Annotated in this window: 12 protein-coding genes and 2 pseudogenes; 9 read left to right on the top strand and 5 right to left on the bottom strand. The window is 58.1% G+C overall.

The features are described from left to right. The 4 genes from NKI97_RS34400 to NKI97_RS34380 all read right to left on the bottom strand — a co-directional run. On the bottom strand, positions 1-614 hold a 614-nt coding region (locus NKI97_RS34400; RefSeq protein ID WP_352838518.1), incomplete at its 3' end, for an IS66 family transposase zinc-finger binding domain-containing protein. A 69-nt stretch (positions 615-683) separates the two neighbouring features. Next, complete coding sequence (tnpB, locus tag NKI97_RS34395) at positions 684-1,040, bottom strand: IS66 family insertion sequence element accessory protein TnpB (protein WP_352517322.1); 357 nt, start codon at positions 1,038-1,040, stop codon at positions 684-686. Then, positions 1,037-1,477: an IS66-like element accessory protein TnpA gene (tnpA, locus tag NKI97_RS34390; protein ID WP_352517324.1), complete on the bottom strand. Its 441-nt coding sequence runs from the start codon at positions 1,475-1,477 to the stop codon at positions 1,037-1,039. Before tnpA ends, tnpB begins: the two co-directional genes overlap by 4 nt. A gap of 629 nt (positions 1,478-2,106) precedes the next feature. Continuing rightward, positions 2,107-2,463, bottom strand: coding sequence for a DMT family transporter (locus NKI97_RS34380; protein ID WP_352838516.1), 357 nt, complete (start codon positions 2,461-2,463; stop codon positions 2,107-2,109). Between the two features lie 1,795 nt (positions 2,464-4,258). Between NKI97_RS34380 and NKI97_RS34375 the strand changes: the two genes are divergently transcribed. The 8 genes from NKI97_RS34375 (at position 4,259) to NKI97_RS34340 (ending at position 14,919) form a co-directional block, all read left to right on the top strand. Further along, on the top strand, positions 4,259-4,948 hold the full coding sequence (locus tag NKI97_RS34375) for a class I SAM-dependent DNA methyltransferase (RefSeq protein ID WP_352838515.1): 690 nt from the start codon (positions 4,259-4,261) through the stop codon (positions 4,946-4,948). Between the two features lie 645 nt (positions 4,949-5,593). After that, positions 5,594-6,649, top strand: coding sequence for a GHMP family kinase ATP-binding protein (locus tag NKI97_RS34370; RefSeq protein WP_352838514.1), 1,056 nt, complete (start codon positions 5,594-5,596; stop codon positions 6,647-6,649). Positions 6,650-6,659: 10 nt separating this feature from the next. Further along, complete coding sequence (locus NKI97_RS34365; RefSeq protein ID WP_352838513.1) at positions 6,660-7,718, top strand: cysteine synthase family protein; 1,059 nt, start codon at positions 6,660-6,662, stop codon at positions 7,716-7,718. Then, positions 7,715-10,414: a lyase family protein gene (locus tag NKI97_RS34360; RefSeq protein WP_352838512.1), complete on the top strand. Its 2,700-nt coding sequence runs from the start codon at positions 7,715-7,717 to the stop codon at positions 10,412-10,414. Before NKI97_RS34365 ends, NKI97_RS34360 begins: the two co-directional genes overlap by 4 nt. 320 nt (positions 10,415-10,734) lie before the next feature. Next, positions 10,735-11,079: a hypothetical protein gene (locus tag NKI97_RS34355; RefSeq protein ID WP_352838511.1), complete on the top strand. Its 345-nt coding sequence runs from the start codon at positions 10,735-10,737 to the stop codon at positions 11,077-11,079. Positions 11,080-11,910: 831 nt separating this feature from the next. Further along, the gene (locus NKI97_RS34350; RefSeq protein ID WP_352838510.1) at positions 11,911-13,089 is read left to right on the top strand and encodes an SIR2 family protein; all 1,179 of its coding nucleotides are present in this window, start codon (positions 11,911-11,913) and stop codon (positions 13,087-13,089) included. A gap of 590 nt (positions 13,090-13,679) precedes the next feature. Further along, the gene (locus tag NKI97_RS34345) at positions 13,680-14,192 is read left to right on the top strand and encodes a Y4lK-related protein (RefSeq protein WP_352838509.1); all 513 of its coding nucleotides are present in this window, start codon (positions 13,680-13,682) and stop codon (positions 14,190-14,192) included. Between the two features lie 235 nt (positions 14,193-14,427). Further along, a complete protein-coding gene (locus NKI97_RS34340) occupies positions 14,428-14,919 on the top strand; it encodes a CBS domain-containing protein (protein WP_352838508.1) in 492 nt (163 codons plus the stop codon). A gap of 152 nt (positions 14,920-15,071) precedes the next feature. On the opposite strand, the pseudogene tnpC reads toward NKI97_RS34340, so the two are convergent. Then, positions 15,072-16,174 (bottom strand): annotated as a pseudogene (gene tnpC / locus NKI97_RS34335) (IS66 family transposase); the annotation flags it as partial. A gap of 76 nt (positions 16,175-16,250) precedes the next feature. On the opposite strand from tnpC, the pseudogene NKI97_RS34330 reads away from it, so the two are divergent. Then, positions 16,251-16,369, top strand: a pseudogene (locus NKI97_RS34330) (IS110 family transposase); the annotation flags it as partial.

Here is a 16,369-nt window from a genome sequence, read left to right as displayed (position 1 = left end):
CGTCTTCCTGAGCCTGCGCCCGCCGCAAGCGGGATATTGGTGCTGCCGCCAGGAGCGGCGACCGCATGTGAGGTGGATGAGGCCCGGCGACCGGGCCGCGTCACGTGATCGGGCTCAGACCTTGGACCGTGCAAAGGAGGAAAATCACACTTGACCATGTAATCCCCATGTGAGGCATATTTGGGCCGGCGCACGACGATCACACGCAGCTGCGCTGGAACGATGTCGAGCCGCTCGCTCACGTCCTCACCGATCCGATGCAGGCCGTTGCGGCAGCACGGGCAGGCGTGGTCATCGATGTCGACGACCATCTCCACGCGAGGCAGATGGGGTGGCATCGCGCCGCGGTTCGCCCGGCGCTTGGCAGTCTTTGCCTGTCGCTGGGCCGAAGAGGCCTGCTCGGCCTCTTCCTCGCCGGCGGCCTCGATCTGTTCAGCTTCCTCGAGCCCAAGAAGGAGCTGATCCTCGGGTAGCGTCTCGGCGCGACGGCCGAAGCGGTGACGCTGCAATTCCTTGATGATCTGGATCAGACGGGCGTTCTCGACGTCGCGCGCCAGGACCATCGCCTTCAGCGCATCCGGATCGTCGGGAAGCTGGTCAGCCGTCATCGCCATGAGCGGATCAGACCATATTCGCCGACAGCCCGCGACAGCAGAATCCGGCCTGATTCACTTCGTCGCGGGTCAGCCCGCCTGAACCGGAACGCGGGTCCGGCGCGCCTCGTGGACCCGCCGCCAGTCGAGACCTTCGAGCAGCGCCGACAGTTGCGCGGCCGTCAGTCGCATCATGCCGTCATGCACTTTCGGCCAGCGGAACTCGCCGTCCTCCAGACGCTTGGCATAAAGGCAGACGCCAGTGCCGTCCCAGAAGATCAGCTTGATCCGGTCCGTCCGCTTCGCCCGGAAGACGTAGACGGTCCCGCTGAACGGATCGGCCCCCATCGTCTCGCGCACCAGCGCAGCCAGCCCCTCCGCTCCTTTCCGGAAGTCCACTGGCTTCGTCGCCACCATGACCTTGACTGCTCCCGTCGGCCCGATCACGTCGTCGCCTTCAGCGCGCGGATCACTGCCTCGACCGTCTTGGCGTCGGCGCCCCGGCCAACGCGCATGGCGATGCCGTCGATCTCAAGCTCGATCACGCCGGCGTCGCGGACCGCCTTCTGCTTTCGTGGTCGTCCTGGGCGCTTCGCTGTGGGTTCGATTGTCGGCGCCGCCACAACCGCCGGCACAAAGGCAGGAGAATCTTGCTGCACCGACGCAGCCTGTTTACGCGCTTCCCGGCGCCAGGCGAAGACCTGCTGCGGCCTCAGGCCATAGCGGCGGGCGACCTCGGAAATGATTGCGTTCGGCTCCAGCGTCTCCGCGATGATCCGCGCTTTGTCATCCACAGACCACTGACGCCGGCCGCCAGCACCGTTGATTACCTCGAAACGTCGAGGCTGCCGCTCCGGGTCAAGCGTAAGGTCAAGTCCAGACACAAGCCGATCTCCGATCCCAATGCAGAACCGGCAACCTCACAGATCGCGACCACTCCCGAAAGGTGGTCCCGAAACACCGCTTACACCCCATTTCCGAACCCTGGGGAATAGGCCAATCTGCGGCTCTTGCCGGTTTTGGCTTCGCAAGATCAGCGGGGCGGATCAGGCGACGAGAATGGCGGATTTCAGAGCAGGCTCGGGTACGCTAACTCTCCGGAGCCGCGATCCCTCTCCGGGATGGCCAATGAGGGGGCGTTATTAACTTACGCTTCGTGGACAAAGCTTGACGCCAGACTGGGCACTGATCGGGCCGCTGCTGCCGGCAAAGCGGAGTGCCGGCCAGTGCAGGATAATCGGCGCTATTTCGAAGGCATGATGTGGATGGCTCGAACCGGGCCGCAATGGGGTCATCTGCATCATAACTGTGGCAAGTTGAACAGCGTCTTGCGCCGATACCGGCTTCCGTGAATCGCGCAACCTGCACCAAATACGCGGAAGAACTCCTGATCGTCGCGCTATAAAAGCGGCGATGGCGGCGGGAAAGTGAAGCTCTTCGAGCCGACGTGCGGGGTAGCGAAATCGGGCGAGCAGAGCCTTGCCGTCAAGCACCGGCAGAGTGAATAGCCATTTCAGCCTCCTCCTTGGGCCAGAAAAGTAATACCGGCCAAGACAAGTGCGAGGCCAATCCACTTGGACAGATGGAACGGTTCTCCAAAAAGATAACATGACGCAACCGTCACCATCGCAAATCCAGACCCCGCCACAATCGGATAAGCGATTGACACCTCCATAGAGTCGAGGGTCTTTGCATATAACACAACGTTTATGCCGTAAAATATAACTCCACCTATGAAGCCCATCGAGAGGAACTCGTCGGCGCGCCCCGCGTCAACTGGTAATGAGGTTCGGCTCCACTTTAGAAGTATACTGCCGATAGCAGAATTCACGCCAGCAAGAAGAACCTGAATAAGGGATAATTTGTTCATTCTAGACCATCCGTAAAACTATAGAAACGTCTGCATAGCGCCAATCACGGAACGACCGGTGTATTGTACACCCTATTGAGAGAGATACTGCAAATGCAAGGCCAATCAAATCTTTCGTACGGGGCAATCTGAAATCCGCAATTCCGCAGCCGAAACCGGAGTGTCAAGACCGGGCTCCGGAGCCCCAAGGCGGTCGCGTTCAAACAGTTCGCGCCAGCACTTTCGCCCACATCATTGACTCAAACCCCAGACAATTGTTGAAAACATGCTGAGTGATATCCTGCCGTTCAGAGCGAACCCGACTTCCAGTTACATGCCTCCTGCCCCATTGAGCATGTTTCATGCCAAAGCTGAAAAGTATTACTTATCAGCATGGTATCTCCTAACCGCAGCGTCCGATATCCGACATTTGTTAGACTGCAGACAAAGCGTTATGCAGTGCGCTTACGGCGTGAATCAAGGAGGTGCTCCGCTGCCAGCGGAACCTTGAAACATGGCAGCATGAGGTCCAGGCGATCGTTCAACAAACGCCTACGACACCCGCGGTTTAATCAGACATGTATTTGATTGGATGCAACTCACACCGTAACGATCAACCTCGGTGCCCCCCTTTGGCTGTAAGCGTCACGAGCACCGCACGGGTATCCTTGCTTGACAGAGGCAGGATTCAGATGCGGGCCGCTTTGACGCGCCTGGGCATGAGTGCTAGCGGATGGCGACGGCCGCCTTTGCAACGGCGGCGACGCCAACGTAGAACGGGCGCCAGAGCCTTGGAGCAAAATCGGTGGCGAGCAGGAAGGCAGTCGACCAGTGGAAGGGATCGAAGGAACCGCATTGCGCCGCGCAAAGCGCGGGCGCCAGGTTTCCGGCGTTTCGGCAAGGCTGGTCGAGATTCGGTTATAATTTGCAACGAACGTCTGCGCGGCGAGCGTCCCTTCGAGTGTCATCAGCGCTCGCTCACCGGCGTTAGTGCACGGATCTGGAGCATGACGGATGGGGGGCACGGTCGCTTCCCGTTCAGCAGGCCGACGTCGCAATCGGATGCCAAACCGAATGCTTGCCTGCGCACGCCCGAAATCGCCCGCTGCAAGGCAAAGGAAGCTTTAGAGCGCGCGTCATCAAAGATCGAGATCCGTCATGCTCCAGATCCGTGCACCAACGCCGTGTAGCTGATGGTCGCTGTGTTCATGCCATCGGGTGTATGCCGCAAATCCCGGACGCGAGTTAAGTTGATAAGACCGGCGACGGGCGAAGTGCACATCACGCCCAACCTGGCATGCCACTTGCTGCTGTGAGATTTGCCAGTCAAACGTCTGCGGGTTCTCGGGGATCAGCGGCTGAATGACAGCTTGTCGAAGCTGAGACCGGTGGGCTAGCGACGGCGACTCCTTGGGGATACGAGAGACGGCCATGGGTGCTCCGCAGCTACTGATCAGATATGGACGACTCTCATTGCGACCTCCTATATCTGACTGCGGTCGAGGCCGTTGGTGAGGCGTTTGTCGTTGAAGTGTGCGCCGTTCACTCCGAGACGAACTCAGCATAAGAAGCAAAATGACCAGAATTAAATGTCCCGCAGCTGGACGACATGCCTGGCTCACAGTGGCAATCCGCAAAAAAGTCCGCTCTTTGAGCCGGCTTCGCTTGTAGGGGAGGGATGGGGCGATGGCGAAGGAAAGACGCTTGGCAAAGGAAGATTTCAAATTTGGCAACGCAGCATGTTTTTTGAACCGGCAGTTCTTAGTCCTCAGATTCTGAAGGTAGCCAGCTTGCATCTACTCTACACGAGGAATTTATGAACACGTTGGCCGGACAAAACGCACTTCGACAAGCCGGGCAAAAGCGGATCGAGGCATCACATGCGCTCGACGGTGACGCCAAACGTTTGGTCCGATATTATCGTGAATGGGCTGGGTCCTACGAGTTGGACCTCGAGCGCGAACACTACCGCAGCCCCTTGATTGTGGCTGAACTGGCGGGCGCCGTGCAATCGGCCTACATCGGCAGAGAACGAGCAGCCATGACAATACTGGACGCTGGCTGCGGTACAGGCCTAGTTGGCATTGAGCTGGATCATCTTGGCTTCCGTTTAATCGACGGCTTTGATCTCTGCGAGACGATGGCCGAAATGGCAAGGCAAACAGGCACCTACCGCAATGTTCAAGGGGACGTTGACCTCAATAGACCACTCTCGGACTATTCCAGCGCCAGCTATGATATGACCGTGTGCTGCGGCGTCTTCACACTTGGGCATGTCCGACCGCATGGGCTGCGCGAGTTGGCCCGCGTGACGCGCTCGAGCGGATTTGTGGTGGTAAGCGCTGAAAGGAGCTATTCGGAGGCTACATCGTTTGAAAATGAAGTGCTATGTCTCCAGCAGGCGGGCGTCCTTACACCAGTACAATATCTGAGCAACGGAAGATACATCGGGGAGAAGGACGCGCACTACTGGGCGTTCCGAGTCCATCGGGTGCCGGCGGCGTAGGCGATCATCTCGCGTAGAAGATTCAGAATCCACGCGCTTCTTCTGATCCGCAGCTTATCATGGCGTCGATCCGGCGTTTCTCAGCGTTCAATCGCCTTCGATAAGCACAGACGCTACCCACTGTGCTACTGATCCACCACATGTCCGGGATGTCACCTTCTGTGACAGCCCTGTCCGTTTCAAGACGCCCATGTTCGGAATCCGACCTATTGAGGCGCAAGTATTCCGCCGTTTCGGCGCGAACTATGGCGTTGCGCCTCTTGTACGCACGGCCGCTTAGGTGGCACGCCGATTGCGTAAAACTGGGTGAATGATCCATCTCTGGCCGAGGAGGTCTATAGAAACTTGCTCGAACGGTCCAGATCAATACGACAGGCGCTGCACTGTTGGGTGTGGTCCAGCCAAATGGAGCTTTGCGGCCTATCTCACGGTGCCCGGTGTCATCCGCCAACCAGCGGCATTGCTACTTGTCACGGTTCGGCGGCAGCAAGCCAGCCGAGACGCAGGTCACCCATATTGTGCCAGCCAGAAAAGTCAAGTGCCGCAAGCGTAGCGCAGTGGTCGACGCCGAAACGCGAGCCCTGTTCCGACGAATCTCGCCTGCTGGCGGCAAATCACATGTTAACGAGCCTGAAGGGAGGCGATATGTCAATTCAGAATCCCACCCATCCCATCGGCCCCGTAGGAAGCGATGCGAGCATCTCGACTAGAGAGCTTGTAGCAGCAGCCGCCGATGAAGTTTGGAAGCCATACATATATCACCAGTGGTTCGATGGCGCAGATGGGGCCCAGATTTTCGCCGAGGACGGGCGGCAGCCAAGAATTCATTCTAGCGACGCTCTTTGTTGCGGCACATTCGGCGAGTTGCTGCAAGGCCAGTTGCCGGTCGCCTCCGTTCCCTGCGACCCTCACTTTTTGGTCACGATGCCCATCGCGCTCTTTGCGCGAGCTCACTTCATGCCAACTCCAGGCACACGATTGGTAACCGTTTATCCGTCACATAAAGTCAAAGCTAAACGACTGGCTGAGGACCTAGTGATAGCGCTCGGCGCCTCAGGAGGAATCCTCCTTTTGGAATCTGAGCTCCCCGAAGGCAAAGGACTCGCGAGTTCGTCTGCCGATCTTGTCGCGACTGCACGGTCAATCGCACGCTGCTTCAAGCGTAGAATTCGGACATCGTTGATCGAGAAGCTAATGGCGGACATTGAGCCATCTGACGGGGTGATGTACCCCGGTGTGGTCGCATACCAACAGCGATCATGTAGCCTTCTCTCTTTCCTTGGCCAAATGCCCCCACTTGCAATCGTTGGTATCGATGAAGGAGGGACGGTCGAAACCCTCGACTATGACCAACGGCGAGGTGAAATCTCCGCCGGGGACAGAGCAGAATACCACGAATTACTCGAGCGCGCACGGATCGCAATTCCGCAGGGTGACGCGGCGACAATAGGCAGAATAGCCACGGCAAGCGCGCTCCTGCATCAGGAGCGGGTTCCAAAGGAGCATCTGAACTCGATGCTGAAAGCATCCGAGGCCACTGGCGCTCTCGGGATCATAGTGGCGCACAGCGGCACAATGGTTGGAATCCTGCTTGATCGAATGGCGGCTGATTTTCCACGGAAGCTTCGGTCCGTGCTCGCCCATGTTTCGCCATTCGACAACTCGCCCAAAATATATCTGACGATGGCTGGCCGCGGTTGAGGTAAGTAACATGAACGCTGATCACAAATTCCTGCCATTCTCCGGATACTCCGATGCTTATGCTCTCCCCAAAATTATTAGATGTGAGACAAATCTTTATCTGTCGCAGTTCGCGTTCATGAAGCTTCTCCCCGCAAAGTACATCATTGAGAAAGCGCTGTCCCAAGGAACTTTGACGCACGGCATGAAAGTTCTCGAGACCTCGAGCGGAACCTTCGCGTTGGGTTTGGCCGTAGTTTGCCGAGAACGTGGATTCCAGCTCGAAATCTTCACGGACCCTGTGATGGACCAAGGCCTGGAAAACAGGTTGAAATCCTTGGGGGCCGAAGTCTTCATAGTAACCGAAAAGGCGAAGCAGGGTGGCTATCAAAGAAGTCGCCTCGACGCATTGCAGGCCAGGATGAGACAGTTGGGACACTCCTGCTTCTGGCCCCGGCAATACGAAACACCGGACAACCCCGCAGCTTACAAGCTCTTCGCCGATCAGATCACGGGAATGTTGGGCGCCGACGTAACGTTGGTCGGTTCTGTGGGGTCAGGCGGCTCTACTTGCGGAACGATAGAGCGCCTCCGCCAAAAAGCCCCTGGCGCGCGACTGATTGGAGTGGATACCTTCAATAGCGTCATTTTTGGCCAACAGGACGGCGAACGGAAACTGCGCGGACTGGGGAATAGTCTTGTTCCAAAGAATGTGAAGCATGAACTATATGACGAGGTGCATCTCATCTCGGCTCCGCTGGCGTGTGCTGCAACGCGAGCCCTCCACGAACGGCACGCGGTTTTCGCCGGTCCGACCTCCGGAGCGAGCTACATCGTGGGCCGCTGGCGCGCTCGGCAGTATCCAGAAGAGGCCGTAGTCGTCATATGTCCTGATGAAGGTCACCGCTACGTTGAAGCTGTTTACGACCATAAGTGGCTCGAGCAGAACGAATGTCTAAATGATGGTGTACTCGTGGACGGGCCGGCAACCGAAAATCACCCCTCGACCGCCCTCCCGCCATGGAACCGATATCTGTGGAAGCGGAAAAGCCGAGAAACTGTCCTAAACGCGCTGGAGCAGGCTTCATGATGAACCGAGGTAGCTTCATTTTCGTGGAAAGCAACACGACCGGCACTGGCGAACTATTAATGAAGCGGGCCCGACTCCTAGGCTTTGAACCCTACCTCGTTACCCGCAATCCTGCGCGCTATCCGTTTCTTAAGGACTCCGTCGCCCAAGTGATCGAAGCTGAAACGCGCAGCCCGGACGAACTCATCGGCGTCGCCGCCAAACTAAAAAGCCTGGCAGGGATATACTCGTCGTCGGATTATTTTGTGGAAGCAGCGTCAAGTGCTGCGACGAGGATTGGGCTTCCGACAGCTAATCCTGAGGCTATAGGTACCTGCCGAAACAAATGGAGCCAAGCGGCCGCGTTACAGCGACAATCAATCACTATCCCTGAAACTCGGCTGGCTACTTCCGTCAAAGACATCGACAACATTCTTACACAAGTTGCTCTACCGGTAGTCGTGAAGCCAGTATTCGGAAGCGGTAGTAGTGGAGTGAGATTGTGCGATAGTGCCGCAGCCACGATCAAGGCGTTTAAGAGTGCAAGGGGCGCACTCCTCAATCAAGTAGGCCTGCGCAGCCCCGACGTCCTCATCCAGCAATATGTGGAGGGTAAGGAATACTCAGCAGAGATAATTGCGTACGATGGGACGCTGCATTGCCTTGGAATTCTTGCCAAGCACAAAAGCCCGCTTCCCTCCTTCGTGGAGGTGGGGCACGACTTCCCGGCCCAGCTTCCGGAGCCGTCCTGCAAGGAATTGGTCTCTTTTGCCGCAAGCGCAGTATCGGCTCTGGGCTTGGAGTTCGGACCGGCTCATGTAGAGTTCGTGATAACGGAGTCGGGCCCCGTGATAATTGAGGTCAATCCTAGGCTGGCTGGAGGAATGATTCCAGTCATGCTTTCGCACGCCTTGGGCACCTCAATCCTTGACATGGTCATCAGACTTTATGCTGGGGAAGGGTTCACGCCTCCACGGGCGAGCACAAGGGCGGGAGCCATCCGTTTCCGACTTGCTCACAGGTCCGGGAAGCTCAAACGCCTGGGCTTTTCTCGAAATCCAGGGCCGACAGTGCCTGAAGCCGGTCTTCTGAAATCGGAGGGAGAGGAAGTTCTAATAAATGGCGACTTTAGAGACCGGGTAGCCTACGCCATAGGCGTCGCTGATCAACTCAATGCCGCCGCCACGGGCGCTGAACGGATGATCGATTCCATTGTGATCGATATCGAGACGGCTGCTGCCGAATCGGACAAGCAAGACCCTGAGTCAAGCGAGGGCAGGTGGCACCTACATCCTGAAGCGATGAAGTTGCTCGCTCCGCCTATCGAAATCTCACGTGACGGTCGCCTTCTGCAATACCAAGCGACCATAGACGAGGCACATCTGGTGATGCTCGCCGACCAGGGCTTGATCAGCCAGGCTGCTGCTGCCGATCTCCTTACCCACATCTTGCACCTCCAGGACGAGGGCTTTCAGTCTTTGGAGGGCCGCAATGCGCCCCGTGGCCTCTACCTTGCCTATGAGGCCGAACTTGCCGCCAGAGCTGGCCCGGAAAAGGCCGGATGGCTGCACCTGGCGAGATCCCGCAACGACTTGAACGCGACCATTTCTCTCCTGGCTCTCCGGGAGGCCGCGTGTTCCATCTCCCAACAGATTGGAATTGCACAAGACGCCCTGCTTCAGCGAGCGGAAGAGGCATCGAGCCTTGTGGCTCCGTTGTACAGTCAGTACCAGATCGCACTCCCTGGGTCGCCAGGGCACTACTTACTTGGCGTCTTCTTCGCTCTGGGACGCGAGCGCCAGCGCCTCCATAGTCTGCTGGAAGACATCAGGAACTGCCCTATGGGAGCTGGTGCCGGCGGAGGCACCAGTATGCAGATTGATCCTTTGAAAACCGCCAGTCTTCTAGGATTTGAAGAGCCGTCGTTCAACTCACTTGATGCGGTCGCGAGCCGAGACCATCACCTGCACGGGCTTTCTATCTTTGCTAGCACCTCAACCTTGCTCAGTCGTGTGGCCCAGGATCTGCAGGTCTGGACGACTCGTGAACTCGCTCTTATCGACATTCCTCGAAATCTTGCCGGGGGCTCGTCCATGCTGCCGCAAAAGAAGAACCCGTTCCTACTTGAACACATCAAGGGGTCGGCTAGCACCGTAATTGGCGCATACGTTTCTGCGGCAACGGCTACCTCCAAAGCACCCTTCAGCAACTCGATTGAAGCAAGCAACTACGGCTGCTCTCCTCTCAGGCTTTCAGAGGAGGCCCTGACGAGGGCCATCATCCTTACATCGCTTATCGTGAAGTACATGTCGTTCAACATCAGGTCGATGCGCGAACATCTGGAAGACGGGTCATCAATGACGGCCGTCGCCGCGGAGCGGATGGCGTCGCAAGGCATCCCTTTCAGGGAGGCCCACACTCAAATTGGGGAGATCGCGCAGCGACTGTCTCAGGTTAGCTGCGCCACACAACGCCGAAGCGAGCTTGCCAGCCAACTCGCTGGCGTGTTCCCGGCGAGTCTTGAAGAGTGCAGGGATGCTCTGCAGTTCGGAGGAGGACCCGGAAAACGATCAACCGACGACCAGCTTTCTGCAGCAAAAATGCTTTTTCGGGACGCGCAGCTGAAATGTGCGGACATAAGGGAACGCGGTGCGATCGCCGAGATGCACCGCAAAAGGAGAGTGAAAGAACTCATTGATAAGCACCGGACTGCCTGAAGGTGTGTGTTAGAACGCCCGCTTGCTGGATGGCGCGCAGTCTATTCTAGACTAGCAGCCTGTAGGAATTAGCGAACCAATAGGATATCGGCTAGAAGTCGCCAGATGTCGCTTGGCAGTTAAACGTAAGAATGCGCCGGTTTTGCTAAGGGTTGGCATTTAAACGTGAGAATCTTGGGCGGTGGATTCTCATGTGCATCTGCGATGAAGCTTTCCACTTACGAGTTCGGGCTATCATGCTCTCGGCTGAGTCAGTGAACCGGACCCTATTTACGGAGGTTAAGGTGAACGGCTTGCTGAAGACTGGACTTTCGACAGGCGTGACCGGCACGGTCGCAAGTGTTGTGACGGCGGCGTTCCTCGTCCTTCTGGCCAAAGCCGAAGGAAAGTCGGCGCTGCAGCCGACCAACTCCACCAGCCACTGGCTCCACGGCGACAAGGCTGGTGCGGTTAGGAAGGCCGACCTCGCGCATACGGCGGTCGGCTTCGGCACCCATCATGCTTCGGCCATATTCTGGGCCGCTCCTTTCGAGGCTTGGCTCGCCAAAAATCCTCCGCGGTCGCCGCTACTGATGCTGCGTGATGCCTCCGCGGTAGCCGCGATCGCTGCCGCGCGATTTGATAGGGGAATGTATTCATGGCCGGCCTCCTGCAGGTGCCTATGACAACAATGGCAAAGTCATTGAAGCGTAGACCTGGATGCGTCTGGGCACGTAGTTATGGAAATAGAGCGACGCCAGCGGCACTACAAGATTCTGCCGTCAGAATCAGGGCTGTGGTCTGTGATCGATAGCCTGACAGGGCTTCCCGCCGAGAGATACGGTTGGCCGCTCACCGGGCTGACCTGGTACGAGGCCGAAAAGGCTGCCTTTAACCTCAGCGAGAGCACTCCGCCATGGATAGCCTTGGTCAGACATTGCAGACGTTAATCAAGGCTGCCGATTCCACGGATGGTTGGACGCGATGCGCCTCCCACTCTCACCACACCCGTTCGCGTAACCTCTCACCTCTTCCTTCTGGATGCGCGCATCATGGCAGGGGGCGCATGTGCTCTCCAGTTCGCCGTACCATAAGAGCTCCGGATCGTCGCGGTGCGCCACCAGATGGTTGGCGCTGTGGAGAACCGTCGCCCGTTCTCTTGCCGATGAAGTGCGGGTGCCCGTCACCGAAAGGGCGCGCGACACCCAGAATTCTGCCCGTTGGGCCGGGCGACCACCTTGTTCCCGGCGATGCCTGCTCCACTAGGCCGCAAACTCATAATTGAGGTACCGCTTGTGACGAGTTTTGATTAAAGCACATTCAAGCCTTCTCTTGAGTCACGATGAATACAGGGCAACGCAAGCTCCTCATGGTTCTCAGATCGGCCAGAGTCCTTGTCGGGAAACTTCGCCAAGATTTTTGGTAATTCCGGCTAAACTAACCGGTTTTGTCCTTCGCATAACGCCGCGGAGCCCCTACACGGGAGTACTTGCGTAAAGATCAATGGGAGGAGACTTATGGCGAAGAAGAAGCTTCTAATAGTGACCGGAGCGGGGTCGACCCTTGAGTTTGGCATGCCTTCTGTCGCGGAAGTTGGCGACACAATTAAAAGCAAAATGCAGGCGTGTTTTCCACTCGCCAATCGTCCTGGTGAGAACCTCTATGGGTTTATCGAACAAGCGATCCGGAAACGCTGGAACGCAGGCGCTTCGCGCGGCCGATTTCGTGACCCCAATTTTGAAGACGTTCTTTATACCGTATTCGCTGCGTCCGGGCTGCTGGAACATGGACCATCCTCTCCAGCGCTGTCGGCTATCGTGAGACCGGAAAACCTGCCGGACTTCAAGTTCTTTGGCCGGGATCTCCACTCGGCGGATAGCTTTCAAATGTACAATCTCGGGAGTTATGCGATCGACAGCATTCTCGATGATGTCCGTGAGCGGTGCAGGGCTGCCGAGCGTGACCGAATGGCCCAGTTCGACTTGCTTCAGTCCTTCATCGCGGAATTCAATAACGAGTTTGAGGTTGCGATGGTAACGCTCAACTACGACAACGTAATGCATCGCGCTATGTCGAACGCTGAGACGGGGTTTGATCCTCGCACCCGGCGATGTGAGCAAGAAAGGCTTTTCCTTCGCCCGAATTGGTCTTGCATGCTCCATCTTCATGGTTCGATTCATTTCGACATGCCAATACCGAGTACTCCCGATATGCACGAGATATTTTGGCAGCCCGACATCAACGCTGTCTTCTCGCAAAACTCCTCTGGCCGAAGTGGACGCACCAACCCTGAAGGCACCAAATTACCGACTTCTGCGATCGTCGCCGGCTACGGCAAAACAACACAAATTCTGAGAAGACCATTCAGAACTTATTACGCCGAATTGGACCGCCTTGTAGGAGCCTGTGATGCTTTCATGCTTGCGGGCTATGGCTTCGGCGATCCGCACCTGAATATTGCGTTCGAGCGCTTCCGAGACTCGCGCCGGAGACCGGTGGCAATTATCGGCTATGCCAAACGAGATTCGATGACCTTGGGGGGCTTCGATGACGGCTCTCTAGCGACCGGCGTGGTACACACTTTCGATACCGATCTCGGCACGATGCGTTGGCTGGGACACAGTTGTCCAGGTGAAAGACGAGCTAAGTTGATCTCGGGGAGTTCGAGACCAGCAATGATCCCAGCACGCCGTTAGGTGTGTGGTACGGCGGCATGATGGAAGCTTGCAAACAGCCGGACAGGATTATCGCAAAACTGAAATGGTTCCGCGTCAGAGGGCGCGATAAATCATTACTGCGGGAGCATCGTCGAAGCAGAGCAGAAGGCTTGCGCCTCTGTTGCGAAAGCACGCGGGCAAGCTGGCGCGCATAGCCCCGCAATCCCGCGTGACGGCGGCGACTATGCTGATGCTCCTACGGTCGCCCTGTTGAACCGGTCTCACGGCCACGAAATTTCTCCGGCATCGAACTGACTTGGTCTCGCTGGCGGGCATTTCGGTGCTTCCGCCTTGTACGCCCTTGTATTGACGGCAGCGAAGGAGGCCCTCCAATCCGCGCCACCGCAACCGTTGCGGCAAAGAGGGGTGCGTTTATGCGGCACATCCCAAATCTGGCGCAAGTCCAACCGATTGGCGGCCACTGCCATTCCTGCGGCGACATGGCTATAGCATTCTTTCCGGCGCCGAGCTGATAGTCACTCGCAAATGTGTGTCATGCACTGGATGCACGGTGTGGTTGCAAAATCCGGGACGTTGTGCTAGGGCATGTAACACGAAGAGGCTTTCGAATGAAGCGGATGCAAGAAAAGGACATTCCGGCGTTCGTGCAGGAGGTGGCCGCAACCGGCTGCGATATCTGTGCCGTCGGTCCGGCTTACTACACCATCGGCGATTCCGATGTTCCGCGCGGCAGTCGGAGGGGGCTGTACAAGAAGCTCGCCGACATCGACGCGCGCTACGGCAGCCGCGATCACCTGCGTTACCAGATCGTGGCGCACCTGGCCTCGATTGGCCGCTATATCGACGCGCCTCCACCGGACGAGGGAACGTGGATCGATAGTGAGCCACCCGAGTTAGACGAGGTCACGCCTTACGACATGGCGCACCTCCCGACCTACGCAGTCCTGCTGTTCGCGGCAGCCGAGGGCGCTGACTGGCGCAAGGTGGCACGAGCCACCTTGAACATTGACCCAGAGCGCCAGCCGGAACGGGCACGTCGGGCCTGGGCGTCGCACTTGGCGCGGGCGCGGTGGATGGCGACGAGCGGCTGCGGGCAGCTTCGGGGCGATTTGCTGCAATAGGACATCGGCTGCCCGTAAGGAAGCCCCACCGGCAGGCCGTCTCCGGAGGGGGGCTCTCATGGCAGGTCACGAGCGGCATCGTCGTGGTGTATGCCGTGTGAGCAGAAGACGGTTCAGGCAATGTCCAAATGGACCTGCTATTCCTCAATCAACAACCTTCCCGGCGAAGGCGTGTGTGGCAGCTCAGGCGAGTCGATGAGATCGCCATAAGGCGTCAGGATAGGGGTGATGTTTGGTGAAACGCGAGGGTTCTGTCGCAAAATTCGACATCGAACGCGAGGACCTCGAGAGGTTGCTGCAGCAGGTCGAGCTGCAGGCAATGGTGCGCTCACACCGACCGCTGCTTTGCCGGGACAGCATGGCCCGCGACGTGATTTCGGTGCCGGAAAATGCCACCGCCGACGAGGCCCGAAAGCAACTTCTCGACCACAACGCCCGCACCTTGCCAGTGGTCGATGCCGAGGCAAAGCTGGTCGGCGCCGTCGGTCTGCGCGAGCTGACGCGAGCGACCGACACGGTCAAGGGCGTGATGTCGAAAGCGGGCAACGCCTCGCCCGACACAACGGCGATGAGCCTCCTTTCCGTGCTCACTGACGGCCGCTGCCATGCCGTCGTCAGCGTCAATGCCGAGCAGCGCATCCTCGGCCTGATCACCCAGACCGACCTGCTGGCGGCGGCGATGCGCCTGCAAACGGCAGACGAGCCGCCGCTCAAAGCAGCAGCATAGGGGCCATCCGAACATCGCAGGTCGGACCCTTCTGCCGGCAGGCGCATCCAATTCGGATGAATACTGTTCAAGTGTAAGCGCTATTTTCGCTGCACGTTGACGCGGGCGCTTTCGACGGATGGCCTTCGAATCGGGAACGGTATCTGGTCTGATCAGGCTGCTGTTGCTTTGGCGAAGTTGAAGGGCAGCAGATCCTCGATGGCTGCGTTCTCGGGGCGCTGAGGTAGTTCAGTGAGGACGTGGCGCAGCCACGCTAACGGCTCGACGCCACAGGCGGCAGGGCAACATCAGGCTGTAGATGACGGCGCTGGCCCTGGCTCCGTCGACGGTATCGCTGAACAGCCAACTTTTCCGGCCAGTGGCAAAGATTCTGATGTCACGCTCGAAGATTGTTGTCGATCGGCATGCTGCCGTCCTCGGTGTAACGAGTCAGATATCCCCATTGGTTCAGGGTGTAGGAGACGGCGTCGCCGAGCTTGCTGTCCGGCAAGACTTTTGGGGCGATGTCGTCGAGCCATGCGTTGAGAGCATGGAGGATCGGGACACTATGTTGCTGGCGGAAGCGGCGAATGCAGTCATCTCGCGTTTCGCCGTCATCGGGGATTTCGTTCCGCGCCTGCCTTTCAACCCGATAGAGCTGTTCAAAGAACCGGAGCGCCTGTTCCGGCGGGCCGCCGCCTTTCTTCCTCGCCTTTAGGGCATCGACGAAGCGCCGCCTGGAATGGGCCATGCAGCCAAGATGCGTTGCCCCTTCCAGCGTGCGCCAGGCGGAATAACCGTCACTCATCACGATGCCGCGGTAATCGCCCAAGAAGGTCTGCGGGTGTATCTGGCCGCGACCCGGCTGATAATCGAGCAGCACGATCGGCTCGTCACCGTCGTGGCCGCTCCGGTATGCCCACATGTACGAGGTGCTGGCGGCCTCTCTGTCCATTTCCTTCAGCACCTGGACCGTGGTCTCGTCGCCATGGATGAGGGGCTGCGATCTGAGCCGCAGCTTCAGCACCTCATAGATGCGGGCGAGATGCTTTTCGCTCGAGCCGATCACCCAGTGACCCAGAGCGCCACGGCTGACAGGAACGCCCGCGCGCTCGAAGGCCTGCGCCAGGCGGTAGAGCGGTGTGCCGTCGACGTATTTGTGAACGAGCGCGAAGGCCAGCGTCGAAGCCGTGGCGATGCTGCCCGGCAAGGGTTTCGCGGGCATCGGCGCGGTCACGACCGGCGTGTTGATGCCGGTACGGTCGCAATGACGGCAGATCCCATGGGGAGTGGATCGTGGCCCGCACTCTGGCAGAGTGGGCCATCTTAACTCGCTCTTTGGAGGCCCTTTCATGCATCTTTCGACCGCCGATCAAGCCGAGCTACAAGCCGCTGTCCGCGTGGATCTTGGCGCAATCTTCGTCTCGCTGGAGCTGTCCAGATCGACCTGGCTAGTCACCTCGATTGTACC

Source organism: Mesorhizobium sp. M0296 (assembly GCF_040321675.1).
In the GTDB taxonomy this organism is placed as follows: Bacteria; Pseudomonadota; Alphaproteobacteria; order Rhizobiales; family Rhizobiaceae; genus Mesorhizobium.
The sequence above is the reverse complement of the archived record's forward strand: the minus strand, read 5'-3'. Positions and strand labels throughout refer to the sequence as shown.